Annotated in this window: 13 protein-coding genes; 6 read left to right on the plus strand and 7 right to left on the minus strand. The window is 68.0% G+C overall.

Annotation, left to right across the window (positions count from 1 at the left end):
• Positions 1 to 176: 176 nt before the first annotated feature.
• Entirely contained in the window at positions 177 to 1,607 is a 1,431-nt protein-coding gene (locus tag AQZ49_RS02690) for a succinylglutamate-semialdehyde dehydrogenase (RefSeq protein WP_067612616.1), read from the minus strand.
• Positions 1,608 to 1,639: 32 nt separating this feature from the next.
• A complete protein-coding gene (locus tag AQZ49_RS02695; protein ID WP_067613424.1) occupies positions 1,640 to 3,028 on the minus strand; it encodes a protein adenylyltransferase SelO family protein in 1,389 nt (462 codons plus the stop codon).
• Between the two features lie 91 nt (positions 3,029 to 3,119).
• Here AQZ49_RS02695 and AQZ49_RS02700 point away from each other — a divergent pair, with 91 nt between their 5' ends.
• The 5 genes from AQZ49_RS02700 to AQZ49_RS02720 all read left to right on the plus strand — a co-directional run bounded on the left by AQZ49_RS02700 (position 3,120) and on the right by AQZ49_RS02720 (position 8,848).
• Positions 3,120 to 3,977, plus strand: a complete 858-nt coding sequence (locus tag AQZ49_RS02700) for an alpha/beta fold hydrolase (protein ID WP_067612619.1) — start codon at positions 3,120 to 3,122, stop codon at positions 3,975 to 3,977.
• Positions 3,974 to 5,125, plus strand: coding sequence for a glycosyltransferase family 4 protein (locus tag AQZ49_RS02705; protein WP_067612621.1), 1,152 nt, complete (start codon positions 3,974 to 3,976; stop codon positions 5,123 to 5,125). The genes AQZ49_RS02700 and AQZ49_RS02705 overlap by 4 nt, the downstream gene beginning before the upstream one ends.
• Positions 5,126 to 5,233: 108 nt before the next feature.
• Positions 5,234 to 5,989 carry a tetratricopeptide repeat protein gene (locus AQZ49_RS02710; protein ID WP_067612624.1) on the plus strand — a complete coding sequence of 252 codons (756 nt, stop codon included), beginning with the start codon at positions 5,234 to 5,236 and terminating at the stop codon, positions 5,987 to 5,989.
• 47 nt (positions 5,990 to 6,036) lie between these two features.
• A complete protein-coding gene (locus AQZ49_RS02715) occupies positions 6,037 to 7,401 on the plus strand; it encodes an outer membrane protein assembly factor BamB family protein (protein ID WP_082701282.1) in 1,365 nt (454 codons plus the stop codon).
• A 100-nt stretch (positions 7,402 to 7,501) separates the two neighbouring features.
• On the plus strand, positions 7,502 to 8,848 hold the full coding sequence (locus AQZ49_RS02720) for a methyltransferase family protein (RefSeq protein ID WP_067612631.1): 1,347 nt from the start codon (positions 7,502 to 7,504) through the stop codon (positions 8,846 to 8,848).
• Here the strand turns inward: AQZ49_RS02720 and AQZ49_RS02725 are convergent.
• The 3 genes from AQZ49_RS02725 to AQZ49_RS02735 are packed head-to-tail and all read right to left on the minus strand — an operon-like array spanning position 8,836 to position 11,321.
• Positions 8,836 to 9,135, minus strand: a complete 300-nt coding sequence (locus AQZ49_RS02725; RefSeq protein ID WP_067612634.1) for a putative quinol monooxygenase — start codon at positions 9,133 to 9,135, stop codon at positions 8,836 to 8,838. The genes AQZ49_RS02720 and AQZ49_RS02725 overlap by 13 nt on opposite strands.
• Before the next feature lies 1 nt (position 9,136).
• Complete coding sequence (locus AQZ49_RS02730) at positions 9,137 to 10,510, minus strand: glutamate--cysteine ligase (RefSeq protein WP_067612637.1); 1,374 nt, start codon at positions 10,508 to 10,510, stop codon at positions 9,137 to 9,139.
• A gap of 40 nt (positions 10,511 to 10,550) precedes the next feature.
• Positions 10,551 to 11,321, minus strand: coding sequence for a 16S rRNA (uracil(1498)-N(3))-methyltransferase (locus tag AQZ49_RS02735; RefSeq protein ID WP_067612640.1), 771 nt, complete (start codon positions 11,319 to 11,321; stop codon positions 10,551 to 10,553).
• A gap of 79 nt (positions 11,322 to 11,400) precedes the next feature.
• Here AQZ49_RS02735 and ubiA point away from each other — a divergent pair, with 79 nt between their 5' ends.
• Positions 11,401 to 12,309 (plus strand): 4-hydroxybenzoate octaprenyltransferase, encoded by a 909-nt coding sequence (gene ubiA, locus AQZ49_RS02740; RefSeq protein ID WP_067612643.1) that lies wholly within the window; start codon positions 11,401 to 11,403, stop codon positions 12,307 to 12,309.
• Here the strand turns inward: ubiA and AQZ49_RS02745 are convergent.
• Together AQZ49_RS02745 and AQZ49_RS02750 are read right to left on the minus strand one after the other, a co-directional pair.
• The gene (locus tag AQZ49_RS02745; protein ID WP_067612646.1) at positions 12,285 to 13,118 is read right to left on the minus strand and encodes an arylamine N-acetyltransferase family protein; all 834 of its coding nucleotides are present in this window, start codon (positions 13,116 to 13,118) and stop codon (positions 12,285 to 12,287) included. The genes ubiA and AQZ49_RS02745 overlap by 25 nt on opposite strands.
• Positions 13,115 to 16,552: a chromosome segregation SMC family protein gene (locus tag AQZ49_RS02750; RefSeq protein WP_067612649.1), complete on the minus strand. Its 3,438-nt coding sequence runs from the start codon at positions 16,550 to 16,552 to the stop codon at positions 13,115 to 13,117. The genes AQZ49_RS02745 and AQZ49_RS02750 overlap by 4 nt, the downstream gene beginning before the upstream one ends.
• Between the last annotated feature and the right edge of the window lie 14 nt (positions 16,553 to 16,566).

Here is a 16,566-nt window from a genome sequence, read left to right on the forward strand (position 1 = left end):
AGAGCATCCTGCTACAGATTTATCGCAGGACGCTCTAGGTCGCGCAAAGCGCTGTTCATACCTCCCGCCCCTCCTCCCCGCCCGACCACCAACGATAGCAGTAGGTTATCGCGGTCGGGCGGGGAGGAGGGGCGGGAGGTATGACTGCACGTCAGTGCAGCTTGGTATAAAGGGCGTCAGGTGTCGCGCAATCCCACGCCGATCCCGGCCCTGGGCTGATCGAGTTCGGCCGAGGCGACCGGATAGGCGCACGAATCCGCCGCGTAATAGGCCGCCGGGCGGTGATTGCCCGACAGGCCAACCCCGCCCATCGGCGCCGCGTGCGAATGGGCGGTGGTCGGGCGGTTCCAGTTGATCACCCCCGCGCGCACTTGTGCCCAGAACCGGTTGTAATCCTGTGGCGATCCGCCCACCAGCGCGGCGCACAGGCCGAACCGGGTGGCATTGGCTTCGGCAATCGCGGCGTCGAAATCATCGACCACCACCACTTGCAGCAAAGGCCCGAACAGTTCGACATCGGGCCGTTCCTTCATCCGCGTGACATCGATGATCGCGGGCGACAGGAACGGATTGGCTTCGTCCAGCCGCACCAGATGCTTGATTGCGCGGCCCCCGTTCGACAGCAGATAGACAAAGCTTTCGGTCAGCCCGTCGGCGGTGCGGTTGTCGAACACCGGGCCCATGAACGGCGCGGGATCGTCGAACGGCGCGCCCACGATCAGCCGATCGGCCAGCCGCCGCACTTCCTCGATCAGATCGTCGGCCAGCGCATCCTTGACGATCAGCCGCCGCGCCGAGGTGCAGCGTTGCCCGCTGCTGGCAAAGGCCGATTGCACCACCAGCACCGCGGCATCGGCAATCTTGGGCGTGTCCCACACCACGATCGGGTTGTTGCCGCCCAGTTCCAGCGCGACCAGCTTGCCCGGATTGGCCGCCAGGCGCCGGTTGATGGCAATACCGACATGGGCAGAGCCGGTGAACAAGACCCCATCGATGCCTTCGTGGGTGGCCAGTTGCTGGCCCTGTTCGGGCCCGCCCGCCACCATCTGCACCACGCTTGCCGAAATGCCCGCGCGGTGGAAACATTGCACCAGCAACTCGCCTGTGGCGGGCGCGCGCTCCGACGGTTTGAACACCACCGTGTTGCCCGCAATCAGTGCCGGAATGATGTGCCCGGCGGGCACCGAGGCCGGGCCGCTGGCCGGCGTGATCACCGCCATCACCCCGTGCGGTTTGTGGCGCAGCGCGGCGCTGCCCTGCAACGCGCTGTCGAGGCGGCGGTGCGATGTGCGTTCGGCAAAGCCGCGCACCGCGATTTCTACGCGCGCGACCACTTCTTCGACTTCGCCGCGTGCTTCCCACAGGGGCCTGCCGGTTTCTCGTGCGATCAGGTTGGCCAGGCGGTCGTGTTCGCGCCGCACTTCGTTGGCAAACCGGCGCACCGTCTCGATCCGGTTGGAATGCGGCTGTGCCGCCCAGCCCGGCCAGGCCCGCCGCGCACGCGCCACCGCATCATCGATATCGCCGACCGGGCCGCTCCATAGCGGCGCTCCGGTGGCGGGTTCGCTGGAAATGAGCTCTCCCGATGCCACGCTTGCCTGATCCATCCGTTGTTCTGTGCCCGTCTGTTCCCGAAGGGTCAATCATGTCCAGACGGATCATGCCCGGCGGGCGGCAAAGCGGGGCCATGGGCCTGTCCCATGCGCCGGATTGCGGCAATCGCACCGTAAAAGGCTGTCCAGTCATCGTGTTCGGCAATCTGTGCCCAGATCGCCTCGACATCGTCGATCAACAGGGTTTGCGCCTGGCTATCGGCCCAATAGGGATGGTCACTGAGTACCGCCTGAAAAGGCGCCAGCGCCTCGGCCAGCGCGCCGGTGGCGCCGCGCCCGCCGCGATGGGCAAAGAAGAACGCATCGGGCCCCTGGCCGGTTTCGACCATCGTTTTTTCGCACACGGCAATCAGCGCGCTGTCGGCCTCTACTCCGCGCGGGGTCACCCCCAGCCGCCAGCACCAGCGGCGCGCCATCGCCGCGCGGTAAAGCTCGGGAAAGCGGCCCAGCGCGGCGATCAGCGGCGGCGCATCTTCGACCAGCCGCAAGGCGACTGCCAACTGGCCGCAATTCCAGTGCAGCGTCTGCGGCTGGCGGCCAAAGGCATAGAGGCCCTGGTGGTCAAAATAGGCGGCGGTAAACTGCGAGTCCCAGCGTGGCAGCCAGCGCCAGGGGCCATAGTCGAAACTTTCCCCGGTAATGTTCATGTTGTCGGTATTGAGCACGCCGTGGACAAAGCCCGCGACCATCCATTGCGCCGCCAGATCGGCCAGCCGTGCGACCACCTGTTCGAGCAGGCGCGTCGCCGGGCTGGCCCCGGCAGAGCCTGCGGGGCCGGGAAATGTGGCCAGGCAATAGTCGAGCAGCGCGTGCATCTCGGCGCTGGCGTCGAGCGCGAGCAGCCGCTGGAACGTGCCGATGCGGATATGGCCGTGGCTCAGCCGCACCATGACCGCCGATCGTGTGGGTGACGGTTCGTCGCCGCGCCACAAGGCCTCGCCGGTTTCGATCACGCTGAACGTGCGGCTGGTGTTCACCCCCAGCGCTTCGAGCATTTCGGTGGCCAGCACTTCGCGCACCGCGCCCTTGAGCGTCAGCCGCCCGTCGCCCTGGCGGCTCCACGGGGTCTGCCCCGATCCCTTGGTGCCCAGATCGAGCAGACGGCCCGCGTGATCGCGCATCTGCGCAAACAGGAACCCGCGCCCGTCGCCCAGTTCCGGGTTGTACACCTGGAACTGGTGTCCGTGATAGCGCAGCGCCAGTGGCTGCGGCAGATTGCCCGGCAACGGCGCAAAGCGTCCGAAATGCGCGATCCATTGCGCATCATCGAGCGTGTCCAGCCCGACCTCTGCCGCCGCACGGTCGTTGCGCCAGCGCAGCGTGGTCGCGGGAAAATCCGCCGCCGCCACCGGATCGCCCAGCCATTGTGCCAGTGTCAAGATCTGCGGATCGGGTTGATAGCCGTGGGGTTGCATCGTGTCGTTGTGGGGGCTGTGCCCTTGTGGCGCAAGCATTTGCCCTTTGGTGGCTTGCGAATCGGACGATTTGCCAGCAACCGTCCAGACCATGACAAATCCATGGGACTACACCTGGCAAAGCGCGGACGGATTGGCCCTGTCCGCGCGCATCTATCCCGGCGATCCGACCAGCGCGCCGGTGCTGTGCCTGCCGGGACTGACCCGCAACGGGCGCGATTTCGAGGATCTGGCCGCGGCGCTTGCGCCGCGATGGCCGGTCATTTGCCCCGATCTGCGCGGTCGCGGCAACAGCGCGCGGGCGACCGATCCGGCAACTTATAACCCTGCCACATACCTCGATGATATCGAACGGTTGCTGGCAGCGCTGGATACAAAGCGGTTTTTCGTGATCGGTACCTCGCTCGGCGGCCTGTTGACGATGATGCTGGCGGGCGTCGATGCCGATCGGATTGCCGGGGCCGTGCTCAACGACATCGGGCCCGAAATCGACCCTGCCGGGCTGGCGCGGATTCGCGGCTATGTCGGTGTTGCCGCGCGCTTTTCCGATTGGGACGAGGCGACACGCGCGCTGGCCGTTGCACAAGGCGGCGCATTTCCCGCCTTCGGACACGACGACTGGCTGCGGATGGCGCGGCGAACCATGCGCGACGTCGCGGGCACCATCGAATTCGATTACGACATGGCGATTGCCCAACCTTTCGCCAGCGACGATGGCGCCAGTCCCGCGCCCGATCTGTGGCCGCTGTTCGATGCCTTGGCCGGGCGCCCGGTGCTGGTGGTGCGCGGCGGGACGTCGGATATCTTGTCTGCGGCGACGGCAGAGGCGATGCAGGCGCGCTTTGCCAATGTCGATCTGATCACGGTGCCCGATGTGGGCCATGCGCCCACGCTCGATGAACCGGCGGTGCGCGCGCGCATCCTGCGGTTGCTTGAATCCGCGGCATGACGGCCCGCATACCGCATATCCTGCATCTGCATTCGACATTCGCCGCCGGTGGCAAGGAACGCCGGGCGGTGGCGCTGATCAACCGGTTCGGCAAGGGCGTGGCCCATTCGATCGTCTCGGCCGAGCCTGGCGCGATGGGTGCGCGCGACCTGATCGCGCCGGGGCTGACGGTCAATTTTCCGTTCGGGTTTCCTGCGCTGGCGGGCCGCGTCGGGGTGCAGCGGTTGCAGGTGCTGGCGCGGGCGATGCGCGGGTTCGACCTGATTCTGACGTATAACTGGGGCGCAATGGATGCGGCGCTGGCGCATGCGCTGTTTGGCCCGATGCAGGGTCTGGCGCCGCTGATCCACCACGAAGACGGGTTCAACGCCGATGAGGCGCATGGCCTGAAATGGCAACGCAACTGGTATCGTCGGCTCGCGCTGGCCCGCGCCCATGCGCTGGTGGTGCCTTCGCGCCAGTTGGAGGCGATCGCGCTGGGCCCCTGGGCGCAAGCGCCCGCCAAAGTGCACCGCATTGCCAATGGCATCGATACCGCGCGCTATGCGGCAGGGCGCGCCAAACCGCGCCCCGATGCGCTGCCTCGTGTGATCAAGCGGCGGGGTGAAAAGTGGCTGGGCACGCTGGCGGGCCTGCGCGCGGTGAAAAACCTGCCCCGGCTGGTGCGTGCCTTTGCCGCGATGGGCCCGGAATGGCATCTGGTGATTCTGGGCGAGGGCCCCGAACGCATGGCGATCGAACAGGCGGCGCTCGATTGCGGCTGTGCCACCCGCGTCCATCTGCCCGGCCATGTCGCCGACCCGGCCGCCGCAATCGGGCTGTTCGACGTGTTTGCGCTGTCGTCGGACAGCGAACAGGCGCCGCTGTCGGTGATCGAGGCGATGGCCGCCGGGCTGGCGGTGGTCAGCCCGGCGGTGGGCGATGTGGCGGCGATGGTATCGCCTGAAAACGCCGCGCTGATCACACCTGTGGGCGATGATGCGGCGTTGGCGGCGGCGCTGGCGACTGTGGGCGGCAATGCTGACTTGCGCGAACGCATCGGCAGTGCCAACCGTGCGCGGGCTGCGGCCGAATTCGACGAAGCGGCGATGGCCGGGCGCTATGCGTCGCTCTATGGCGCGGCGATGGGCCGTGCCGATTTCCCCTGATTGGCGCGTTCAGGTCCGGTTTCACGTCATTGAGGTTGAATTGGCGCCGGGCTTCGCTAAACCCCCGCGATCATCGCCCGTATAGTTACCGATCCGAAAGCGTACCCCTTGGCCCTGACTCCGAAGAACCCGACGACCACCTCCGAGCGCAATGCCGAACGCCGTGCCGCGCAGGAGCAGGTGTTTCTGCGCGAAGTCGACGATGCCTTGCGCGAAGACGATGCGCTGCAACTGTTCCGTCGCTATGGCCTGCCTGCGGGTGTGGCCATTCTGGTCGGGCTGGCCGGGTTGGCAGGCTGGATGGTGTGGACCAACCACGTCGCCGCCGAAGCGGGTCAGAAGGGCGAGGCGCTGGCGCTCGCACTCGACCAGGTCGATGCCGGCCGGTATGATCCCGCCAAGGCCAGTCTCGACGCCGTGGCCGCGCAAGGTGGCCCGGGCTATACCGCTGCGGCGCGGCTGGTCGAAGGCGGCATCGCGCTCGACCGCAAGAAACCCGAAGATGCCGCGCGCGCCTTTGCCGCCATCGCCGCCGATCCGCACGCCCCGCAGGCCTATCGCGATCTTGCCACGGTCCGCGAAGTGGCGGTGAAATTCGACACGATGGCGCCGCAACAGGTGATCGACCGCCTGAAACCGCTTGCCGTGCCGGGCGGTCCATGGTTCGGCAGCGCAGGCGAACTGGTCGCGGTGGCTGAACTGAAACTGGGGCGCAAGGCCGATGCCGGGGCGCTGTTTGCCGCGATGGCCAAAGACACCGGCGTGCCCTCCAGCCTGCGCAGCCGCGCGGGACAACTCGCCGCCGAGCTTGGGGTCTATCCCGCACAGCAAACCGCCGGCACCGCCGTGACGGTTGCGCAATAAGGAGCCCCGCCAGGGTGGGTCAGGTAACAACTATGCCGGGAACGCGCATGCCGCATGACACGATGACGTCTTCACAGCCTTTTGCTCGTCGCGCGCTGGCGTTGGCGGTGGTTGCCGCCTTGGCGCTTTCGCTGGGCGCCTGCGCCGGTGGCAAGCACAAGGTCAAGAGCACGCCGACCACCGGCAACCGCGTGCCGATCCTGTCGCGAATCGAGGCGGGCACCAAAGTCGACGACGCGCTGTCGAGCGTGGCGGTGGTACTGCCGCCCGCCGAAGTGAACACCGAATGGACCCAGGGCGGCGGTAACGCGGCCAAATCCTATGGCCATCTGGCGCTGGCCGATCACCCAAAGAAACTGTGGACCGCGCAGATTTCAGGGTCGTCGCAGTTGCGCCGCCTGGCCGCCGCGCCGGTGATCGGCGCGGGCAAGCTTTATGTGATCGACACGCTGGGCGTGCTGCGCGCGTTCAATGCCAACACCGGCAAGGAAGTGTGGCACCAGAGCTTTGACATTCCGGCGGACACTGCCGCCGTGTTCGGTGGCGGTGCCTCGTTCGACGATGGCACCGTCTATGTCACCACCGGTCTGGGCGAAGTGGCCGCGCTCGATGCCGAAAAGGGCACCATCAAATGGCGGGTGAAGCCGCTCGGGCCGCTGCGCGGGTCTCCGGCGGTGGGCTATGGTTCGGTCATCGTGGTGACGCAGGACAACCAGATCGCCTCGCTCGATGCCACCGATGGCAAGACGCAGTGGAACGAATCCGGTTCGCTGTCGCAGACCGGGGTGTTCGGCGTGGCCGCCCCCGCGATTGGTCAGGGCACCATCGTGGCCGGCTATTCGTCGGGTGAACTGGTCGCCTATCGCTATGAAAACGGGCGTCAGTTGTGGAATGACGCGCTGGCGCGCACCTCGATCGCGACATCGGTGTCGATCATCACCGATATCGATGCCGATCCGATCATCGACAACGGCCATGTCTATGCGCTGGGCCAGGGCGGGCGCATGGCCGCCTATGAACTGGTGACCGGGCAGCGCATCTGGGAACTCAATCTGGCGGGTATTTCCACCCCGGCGATCGCGGGGGAATGGATTTTCACGCTGACCGACGAAGACAAACTGCTGTGCATTTCCAAGAGCACCGGCAAAGTGCGGTGGCTGTCGCAATTGCCGCGCTGGCGGATTGAAAAGAAGAAAAAGCACAAGGGCGATATTCTGTGGACGGGCCCGGTGCTGGCCGGCAGCCACTTGTGGGTGAACAGCTCTGAAGGCGATGTCGCCGAAGTTTCGATCGACGATGGCAAGATGACCCGTGTGTTCCGCCACGAAACCGGGTTCACGCTCGCGCCGGTGGTGGCCGACAAGACGCTCTATGTGCTGGAAAACAGCGGCCGTATCACTGCCTATCGGTGATACCGGGCACTGGCCGGAACGGACAACGACGAAGCCGGGGGCCGCAAGGTTTCCCGGCTTCATCCTTTTTTGGGAGCTTGGCGGCTATGGCGGCGGCATCATGAGCGAGCCCTTGCGCACAGCCCCCGATCGACCGGCGCGTCCGGCCAGCGATGTTTCCGCAGGCGTCGGGCTGTCGGGGCTGGCCGGACTGCTGGTCTGGCTGCTGCTATGCCGCAACTGGGGGGTGATTGCGGGCGCGCTGGCGCTGCCGGGCCCGCATGCGCCCCTGGCGGGGCCCTATGCCGCGCTGGCGGCGCTGGTCGCGTCGGGTGGGCCGATGGTGCTGTGGTCTATCCTGGTCGACAAAGTGCATCGCCGTACCTCGACCGGGATCGACTGGAGCGCGCCACGCCCCTTGCGCGAGGTTGTCGATATCTCGATCACCAAGCTGGCGGGGCTGTGGGCGACCTGGGCGCTGATCGCGTTTCTCTATTGCCTGGGGCGCTGGTACTGGCGCGGCAATTACCTGTTTGCGATGGATGTGCTGGGGTTCAGCGCGCCGCTGCTGTTTCTGGGCGCGATCCCTTATGTGCTGTGGCTCGATCGCGTGCTGGTCGATCCGCGCGACGGGGCGTGGCATTTCGGTGCGATGCTGATCGGGCGCGAAACTTATGATCGCGACCAGGTCTGGCACCATCTGCGCGCGTGGGCGGTCAAAGGCTTCTTCATCGCATTCATGCTGTCGATCGTGACGCTGGGCTTCATGGAAGAAGTCCGCGCCGATTTCTGGCACGGCGCGGGTGATCCGGCATCGATCGGCTATGTCACCATCGATTTCATGTTCATGGTCGATGTGCAGATCGCGATGGTCGGCTATCTGCTGACGATCAAGCCGCTCGATGCGCACATCCGCACGGCCAATCCGCTGCTGGCCGGGTGGGTCGCGGCGCTGATCTGCTATCCACCGTTCATCCAGATGGGGTCGGGCGGGGTGCTCGACTATCACCCCAACACCGCCGACTGGTCGGTCTGGCTGGCCGGGCACACCGCGCTGATGTGGCTATGGGCGGCTCTGCTGGTCGTGCTGACGGCGCTCTATGCCTGGGCGACGGTGGCGTTCGGCATCCGCTTTTCCAACCTGACCTATCGCGGCGTGCTGACCAACGGGCCTTATGCCTGGACGCGCCACCCTGCCTATCTGGCCAAGAACACGTTCTGGTGGCTGCAGACATTGCCGTTTCTGGCGACATCGCATTCGCCGGTCGATGCGGTGCGCAACACCGTCACGCTGGCGCTGGTCAGCGGGGTCTATTACTGGCGCGCCCGCACCGAAGAGGCGCACTTGCTGGCCGCCGATGCCAAATATCGCGCCTATCACGCCTGGATGGCGGACCACGGCCCGATTACGGCGCGGCTGGTTCGCACCGGGCGCTGGCTGGCGCGGCGGCGCAGTCAGACCGCCTGACCGTCGTCGCTTTCGTAGATGCGGATGGCACGGTCGAACAAGTCGAGTTCGGCGCGTTCGGCAATCCAGGCCTGCATGTGCGGGGCCTTGAAATGCGCGGCCAGGGCTTCGCGATCGCGCCATTTCTCGCTGACATGGATCAGGCCGGGATCGAACAGATCCTGCGCATAGCTGTAGGCGATGCAGCCATCCTCGGCGCGCGTGGCGGTGACCACGCGTTCGGCCATGGGCAGCGCGCGGGCCAGATTTTCGGGCGGCAGGCGAAACGTTCCAACGACCAGGATCATGTCAGAAACTCGAATCGGCATAGATGCGCGACAGATCGCCACCCCATGCGCCGTGGTACAGATCGAGCAGCCGCTCGGCCCGGGTTTGCCCGCGTGCGACGATGTCTTCCAGCGGTTGCAGATAGCCGGTTTCGTTGTCGCCCGCCGCGTTCAGCTGCGCGCGCGAGGCCAGACCGCGCTGGGCAATCGCCAGCACCGGCCCGGCAATGTCGCGCAATGTGCCGCCACCTGGCAGCGGCGCGTCGAGCGCCAGCCGGGGTACCGCCGCGCGCAAGGCTTCGCGCCCGGCCATGTCCCAGTCCTTGACCAGATCCCACGCCGCATCGAGCGCCTGGTTGTCATAGAGCAGCCCGACCCAGAACGCCGGCAGCGCGCAGATCTGGCTCCACGGGCCGCCATCGGCGCCGCGCATTTCGAGGAACGATTTCAGCCGCACTTCGGGAAAGGCGGTCGACAAGTGGTCGGTCCAGTCGGACTGGCGCGGCTTTTCGCCCGGCAAGGCGGGCAGGCGGCCATCGAGGAAATCGCGGAACGATTGGCCCGCCGCATCGATGTACTTGCCGTCGCGATAGACGAAGTACATCGGCACATCGAGCATGTAGTCGATATAGCGTTCATAGCCAAAGCCGTCTTCGAACACGAACGGCAGCATGCCGGTGCGTGCCGGATCGGTGTCCGACCAGATATGGCTGCGATACGACAGGAACCCGTTGGGTTTGCCTTCGAGAAACGGCGAATTGGCAAACAGCGCGGTCGCCAGCGGTTGCAGCGCCAGACTGACGCGGAATTTCTTGACCATGTCGGCTTCGCTCGAATAGTCGAGATTGACCTGGATGGTGCAGGTGCGCAGCATCATGTCGAGGCCCATCGAGCCGACGCGCGGCATGTGCCGCAACATGATCGCATAACGGCCCTTGGGCATGACCGGCAGTTCGGCGCGCGTCTTGTCGGGCCACAGGCCCAGGCCGAGATAGCTCAGTCCCAGCTTGTCACCCACCGCCTTGACCTGTTGCAGGTGGCGACCGGTTTCGGCGCACGTCTGGTGCAGGTTTTCCAGCGGCGCGCCCGACAGTTCGAGCTGGCCTGCCGGTTCAAGGCTGATCGCGCCGTCGGCGCCGCTCATGGCGATGACATTGCCGCCTTCCTCGACCGGTTCCCAGCCATAGTCGCCAAGGCCGGACAGCAGATCGCGGATGCCGCCGGGTTCGTCATACGACGGCGCGCGGTGGTCGGCGTTGCGATAGACGAACTTTTCGTGTTCGGTGCCGATGCGCCAGCGCTCGGCGGGCTTTTCGCCCTTTTGCATGGGGATCAGGAGCGCCTCGCGGCTCTCGATCAGGGGTTCGTTGGTGTCGGTTTCCTGCCGCGTGCTCATGCGCGCATCCGTTAATGGGCGAATAGGTTTCGCGCTACAACTATTCGCTGTCGGCGGGCCAATCGCCTGCAATACCCATCCAAAGGGCGGTGGCTGCAATGGCCGCCGTTTCACCGCGCAGGATGCGCGGGCCCAGCGTGATCGGCACGGCCGCACGATGCGCGCGGATCGCGTCGCGTTCGGCGGGATCGAACCCGCCCTCGGGCCCGATCAACAGCGCCGCGGGGCCCCGATGCGCGGCAAACGCGGCCGCCGCCGGGCCACCGCCGGTCTCATCGGCGAAAAACAGCGCGCGATCGTCGGGCCAGTCGGCCAGCAGGTGCGCCAGCGGCGCTGGGGCATCGCACACTGGCAGTGCGGTGCGCGCGCATTGTTCGGCGGCCTCGACCAGCGTGGCGCGCACGCGATCGGGATTGATGCGGTCGGCCACACAACGCCGCGTCAGCATCGGGCGGATACGCGCGACCCCCAGTTCGCAGGCCTTTTCCAGCACCAGATCGAACCGGTCCTTTTTGAGCAGCGCCGGGCACAGCCAGAAATCGGGCACATCCTCGCGGCCGCGCAGATGTGTGACACAGCGCAGAGTCATCTCGCGCTTGCCGGTCTGTTCGGCCAGCGCCAGCCATTCGCCGGTGCGGTCATCGCACAGCACCACGCTGTCGCCGGGGGCCAGGCGCATCACGCGCACGAGATAGTGCGCCTGCGCGCCATCGATGGTGGCCACCATGTCGCGGTCGAGCGGCCCCGGCACAAACAGGCGCGGCGCGGATTTCGGGGGCCAGGCAGGCGTGGCGGGCAAAGGCTCGGTCATTGCGCGGGTGGTAGGACAGGTCGGCGCACACGGCAATCGCGCTTGCCCTCGCGCGCGGGGCGGCGCAGGAAAGGCCGCGATGACCGACGCAATCGTACCTGATACCCAACATAAGGGCCTGGTTGCCGCGCTGCCGCTGCCCTGGCGCCATTATGCCTCGCTGGCGCGATTCGATCGCCCGATCGGCTGGTGGCTGCTGTTCTGGCCTTGCACCTGGGGGCTGTTTCTGGCCGGCGCGACCTCGCACTGGGTCACGGTGGGGTGGTTGCTGCTGGGTTCGGTGGCAATGCGTGGCGCGGGCTGCGTGTTCAACGATATTGTCGATGCCGATCTCGACGCACGGGTGGCCCGCACCGCCGCGCGGCCGATCGCCAGCGGCGCGGTGTCGAAACGCGCAGCCTGGGCATGGATCATGGTGCTGGCCGCGGTCGGCCTGGTCGTGCTGGTGCAATTGCGCTGGCAGGCGCAAGTGGTGGCGCTGGGCAGTCTGGCGCTGGTCGCGGCCTATCCCTTCATGAAACGGGTGACCGGCTGGCCGCAGGCGTGGCTGGGGCTGGTGTTCACCTGGGGGGCGCCGACCGGCTGGGTCGAGGCGACCGGGTTCGCGCATCCTGCCCCGCTTGGCCCGCTCTATCTGGGCTGCTGGGCGTGGTGCATGGGCTATGACACGATCTATGCCTGCCAGGATCGTGAAGACGATGCGCTGATCGGCATCGGTTCGTCGGCGCTGTCGTTCGGGCGCCATGTCCGCGCCGGGGTGACCGGGCTCTATGCGCTGGCCCTGCTTGGCTGGGCCGGGGCGATCTGGCTGGTGCGGCCCGATCCGCTGGCGCTGGTCGCGCTGGTGCCGGTGGCGATTCATCTCGGCTGGCAGGCGTTGACCTTGCAGCCCGATGATGGCGCGGGCGCGTTGCGGCGGTTTCGCAACAACCGCTTTGCCGGGCTGCTGATGGCGGCGGCGTGCTACGTGGTGGGCGCGGCGGCCTGATCGGGAAACAGCGTGGCGTGGCGCGCGACGATCGCGGGCCACAGGCGCGCGGCCTCGGGCACGATCAGATCGAACCGTTCGGCCAACACGGCAACCAGCGCCTGCGCGCTGTCGATGATCTGCTCGCAGGCGCCACGCGCGTCGGTTTCGACCAGCACGCGGCCCCGCAGGCTGACATTGGTGGCCCCGCAATCGCGCATCACCACCAGATTTTGTACAAAGTTGGATTCGGGATCGCTGGCCTGCCACGCGCACATCGCCGCGATCAGCGCCTCATCGGCGGGCACGGCGGCGAAATCATACGACATCGTATATTTGCCCAGATCGACCTGCACCCGCCAGTCGCCGCGATCGGTGTGACCGATCGCCACCGGCCACACCGGTTGCGGCCAGACCCCCGGTTCCAGCGGCAAGGGCCTGCGCAGCCAGCGGCCGAACCCGGCATCGACCAGCCAGGGCCGATCCAGCCGCACGATCAGCGCCAGGTGCGACCCCATCGCGGGCGCGCTGAGACCGGGACGCAAGATGCCGCCGCACACCCGCTCCACGGTAAAGCCAAGCGCGCCAAGCGCGCTGCCCAACAGGCCATTGTGTTCATAGCACCAGCCGCCCCGGCGCTGCTCGACCAGCTTGGCAAAGATTGCGCCGGGATCGAGCGAGGGCGCGCGCGCCAGTTGCACATCGATGTTTTCAAACGGAATGGCCATGCAATGCGCGGCGACCAGTGCGGTCAGACCGGCCAGATCGGGGGTGGGCGGCCGATCCAGGCCCAGCCGCGCGCAATAGGCGGTCAATTGCGCGGGCGTCATGCCGATGCCAGCAACTGTTCGGCGCCGCCCAGGTCCACGCTGACCAGCCGCGACACCCCGCGTTCGACCATGGTCACGCCGAACAGGCGGTGCATCCGGCTCATCGTCACGGCGTTGTGGGTGACGATCAGATAGCGGGTGCGGGTTTCGCCGACCATCGCGTCGAGCATGTCGCAAAACCGTTCGACATTGGCATCGTCGAGCGGGGCATCGACTTCATCGAGCACGCAGATCGGCGCGGGGTTGGTCAGGAACAGCCCGAAGATCAGCGCCACGGCGGTCAGCGCCTGTTCGCCGCCCGACAGCAGGGTCAGCGATTGCAGGCGCTTGCCCGGCGGCTGGGCAAAGATTTCCAGCCCCGCTTCGAGCGGATCGTCGCTGTCGATCAGCGCCAGATGGGCCTCGCCCCCGCCGAACAGCCGCGCAAACAGCCGGCGGAAATGCGCATCGACCGCATCGAACGCGGCGCGCAGCCGTTCGCGCCCTTCGCGGTTGAGCGCGCCGATCGATCCGCGCAGCCGCGCCACCGCTTCGGTCAGTTCGGCGCGTTCGCGAATCACCGTGCCATGTTCGCCTTCGGCGGCGGCCAGATCGTCGGCGGCGACCAGATTGACTGGCCCCAGCCGCTCGCGTTCGCCCAGCAGGCGGTCGTGCGTGGCGCTGACACTGGCGGCGCTGCCCAGATCATCGGCCACAAAGCCCAGCCGTCCGGGCAGCAGCGGCGGCGGGCACTGGAACCGTTCGCCTGCGATTCCGGCCATTTCCTGGCGCCGCTGGTCCTCGTTTTCGGCACGCGCGGCCAGCCCGGCGCGGGTTTCGCGCGCGCTGGCGAGCGTTTCGGTAGCGAGCGTCAACGCCGCCCCGGCGGCTTCGCCAGCGGCCTCGGCGCGGCCTTGCGCGGTTTCGGCGGCGGCCAGATCGGCGGCGAGCCGGTCGCGCAAGGCTTCGCCCGCCACGATTTCGGCCTCCAGCGCGGGGGGCTTGGCGGCATGGACCGCTCGCTCTTCGGCCAGATCCTGCGCGCGGGTGACCATCTCCGCCAGGCGCCGCGCGGCGTCACTGGCGCGGGTTTGCCAGTTGCGGATATCGTTCTTCAACGCCGACAGCCGCTCGCGCCCGACTGCAATCGCCTGTTCGGTGGCGGCGAGCGTGGCGCTGGCGGTCTGCAACGCGGTGCGCGCGGCGCCGTTCTGTGCGCGCGCGGCCTCCAGCGCGGCGCGCCCGAGCGCCGGATCGGGCAAGGCGGAACGACGGTCTTCGGCACTGGCCAGATCGATCTGCGCGGCGGCGCGCTGCGCGTCGCAATCGGCACCGGCACGGGCCAGATCGGCGGCGCGGGTCTGACGCAGGGCCTGTGCGCCTTGCGCGGCGTCGAGCGCGCGCAAGGCGGCGCGTTCGGCATCGCCTGCGCTGGCCAGCGCACGTTCGGTGGCGGCCAATTCGGTCTGCACCCCGGCCAGTTCGCCGCGCGCGGCGGCATCGGCTGTTTCGGCTGCGGCCAGTGCGGCCTGCCGCGCGGGCAATTGCGTCTGAAGCTCGATCAGCCGGTTTTCGGCTTCGAGCTGGGCGGCTTCGGCGGCGCCTTCGCCTGCCGCGACAAATCCGTCCCAGCGGCGCAGCCGTCCGCCGCGCGTGACCAACCATTCGCCCGGTGCCAATGCACGGCCATTGTCGTGATCGGCCACACGCACCAGCGCCAGCCGTGCCGCCAGTTCGGCCGGCGCGGCGGTGACATGATGGGCCAGCGCATCGGGCAACATCGCGGGCGCTGCGGCGCCGGTCCAGAACCGGCCCTCGCCGGTGGCGGGCGCCGGGCCGAGCGGGGCCATCGCATCGCGCCCCAGCACGGCGGCGAGCGCGCGTTCGTACCCCGGCGCAACCCGTGTGGCCGACAGCGCGGTGGGACCGCGCCCTTTTTGCGCCGCCGCGCGGTCGCGCGCGGCCTTGTCACGGGCGAGCGCATCGGCTTCGCGGGCGATCCCGGCCAGATCGGCGCGCGCCGCGGCCAGCGCCTGCGCCGCCGTATCGCGCGTTTCGGTCAGCGCCTCGCGCCGGGAGGCGAGGTCGCTGCGCGCGGTGCGCGCGGCGGTCAGCGCGGCCATTGCGGCATCGCGCGCGATTTCGGCCTCTGCCACGCGCAGCGCGGGATCGGGTTCACGCGCCAGTGCCTCGGCCTGTGCGCCGATCCGCGCCGCCTCGGCCTCGATCCGCGCCACGCGTTGCCGCGCAGCGGCGACGGCGGCTTCGGCCACGCGCCATTCGGCATCGGTGCCCGCCTGTTCGGCGGTGGCCGTGGCCAGCGCGAGTTCGGCGTTGCGGCTGTCGGCTTCGGCCCGGTCGCGTGCGGAGCGCGCGGCCGGGCGGCGCTCTTCGTCGTCTTTCAGCGCGGTTTCGGCCTGGGCCAGATCGCGGGCGAGACGCGCTTGCGCCTCGGCGGCGTCGCGCGACAGGCGGTCGGCGGCGTCGCGGTCGCTGTCGATCCGCGCGATCTGGCGATCGATATCGGCCAGTCGGTCTTGCGCGGCCTGCAATTGCGCGGTCAGCGTGGCCATGCGCTGGGCATGGGCCTGTGCATCCTGGCGCCGGTCGAACAGGTCTTCGCGGCTTTGGGCCAGCGTGGCGGCGGCCTGATGCTGCTGCGCCTGCGCGGTGCGGGCCTGGTCCTGCGCAGCGCTGACCGCTGCTTCGGCCAGCGCCAGCGCGGCGCGGGCGGCCTCGGCGGCCTGCGCCGCATCGCGCCAGCGGGCATAGACCATTTGCGCCTCGGCCACACGGACCTGTTCGCTGAGCGTCTTGTAGCGTTCGGCGGCGCGCGCCTGGCGGCGCAAGGTGGCGATGCGCCCTTCCAGCCCGACGACAAGATCTTCCAGCCGTCCCAGATTGGTCTCGGTTGCGCGCAGCCGTGCCTCGGCATCGCGGCGGCGCACGTGCAGCCCGGCGATCCCGGCGGCCTCTTCCAGCATCATGCGCCGCTCGGTCGGCTTGGCAGCGATCACCGCGGCAATGCGCCCCTGGCTGACCAGCGCGGGGCTGTGCGCGCCGGTCGCGGCATCGGCAAACACCAGCGCGACATCGCGGGCGCGCACATCACGGCCATTGACGCGATAGACGCTGCCCGCGCCGCGCTCGATCCGGCGCACGACATCGAGTTCCTGGCCATAGGCGCCGGGCTGATCCAGCTCGGCGCTCAGTGTGACTTCGGCAAAGTCGCGCGCCGGGCGGCTGGCGGTGCCGGCAAAGATGACATCGTCCATGCCGCCGCCGCGCATCGCCCGCGCCGAGTTTTCGCCCATCACCCAGCGGATCGCTTCGAGCAAGTTGGACTTGCCGCAGCCGTTGGGACCGACCACCCCGGTCAGGCCGGGTTCGATGCGCAGCTCGGCGGGTTCGACAAAGCTTTTGAAGCCCGACAGTCGAAGCCGCTTGAACTGCATCGTCCCCGCCCCCC

It is taken from the genome of Novosphingobium sp. FSW06-99 (genome assembly GCF_001519065.1).
Classification (GTDB): Bacteria; Pseudomonadota; Alphaproteobacteria; order Sphingomonadales; family Sphingomonadaceae; genus Novosphingobium.

What these genes read in the sequence shown, in the direction of transcription:
- AQZ49_RS02715 (WP_082701282.1), top strand. Translation starts at nt 6,037, where the DNA reads ATGCCGCATGACACGATGACGTCTTCACAGCCTTTTGCTCGTCGCGCG.
- AQZ49_RS02735 (WP_067612640.1), bottom strand. Translation starts at nt 11,321, where the DNA reads ATGACCGAGCCTTTGCCCGCCACGCCTGCCTGGCCCCCGAAATCCGCG.
- AQZ49_RS02725 (WP_067612634.1), bottom strand. Translation starts at nt 9,135, where the DNA reads ATGATCCTGGTCGTTGGAACGTTTCGCCTGCCGCCCGAAAATCTGGCC.
- AQZ49_RS02705 (WP_067612621.1), top strand. Translation starts at nt 3,974, where the DNA reads ATGACGGCCCGCATACCGCATATCCTGCATCTGCATTCGACATTCGCC.
- AQZ49_RS02745 (WP_067612646.1), bottom strand. Translation starts at nt 13,118, where the DNA reads ATGACGCCCGCGCAATTGACCGCCTATTGCGCGCGGCTGGGCCTGGAT.
- AQZ49_RS02730 (WP_067612637.1), bottom strand. Translation starts at nt 10,510, where the DNA reads ATGAGCACGCGGCAGGAAACCGACACCAACGAACCCCTGATCGAGAGC.
- AQZ49_RS02720 (WP_067612631.1), top strand. Translation starts at nt 7,502, where the DNA reads ATGAGCGAGCCCTTGCGCACAGCCCCCGATCGACCGGCGCGTCCGGCC.
- AQZ49_RS02750 (WP_067612649.1), bottom strand. Translation starts at nt 16,552, where the DNA reads ATGCAGTTCAAGCGGCTTCGACTGTCGGGCTTCAAAAGCTTTGTCGAA.
- AQZ49_RS02690 (WP_067612616.1), bottom strand. Translation starts at nt 1,607, where the DNA reads ATGGATCAGGCAAGCGTGGCATCGGGAGAGCTCATTTCCAGCGAACCC.
- AQZ49_RS02700 (WP_067612619.1), top strand. Translation starts at nt 3,120, where the DNA reads ATGACAAATCCATGGGACTACACCTGGCAAAGCGCGGACGGATTGGCC.
- ubiA (WP_067612643.1), top strand. Translation starts at nt 11,401, where the DNA reads ATGACCGACGCAATCGTACCTGATACCCAACATAAGGGCCTGGTTGCC.
- AQZ49_RS02695 (WP_067613424.1), bottom strand. Translation starts at nt 3,028, where the DNA reads ATGCAACCCCACGGCTATCAACCCGATCCGCAGATCTTGACACTGGCA.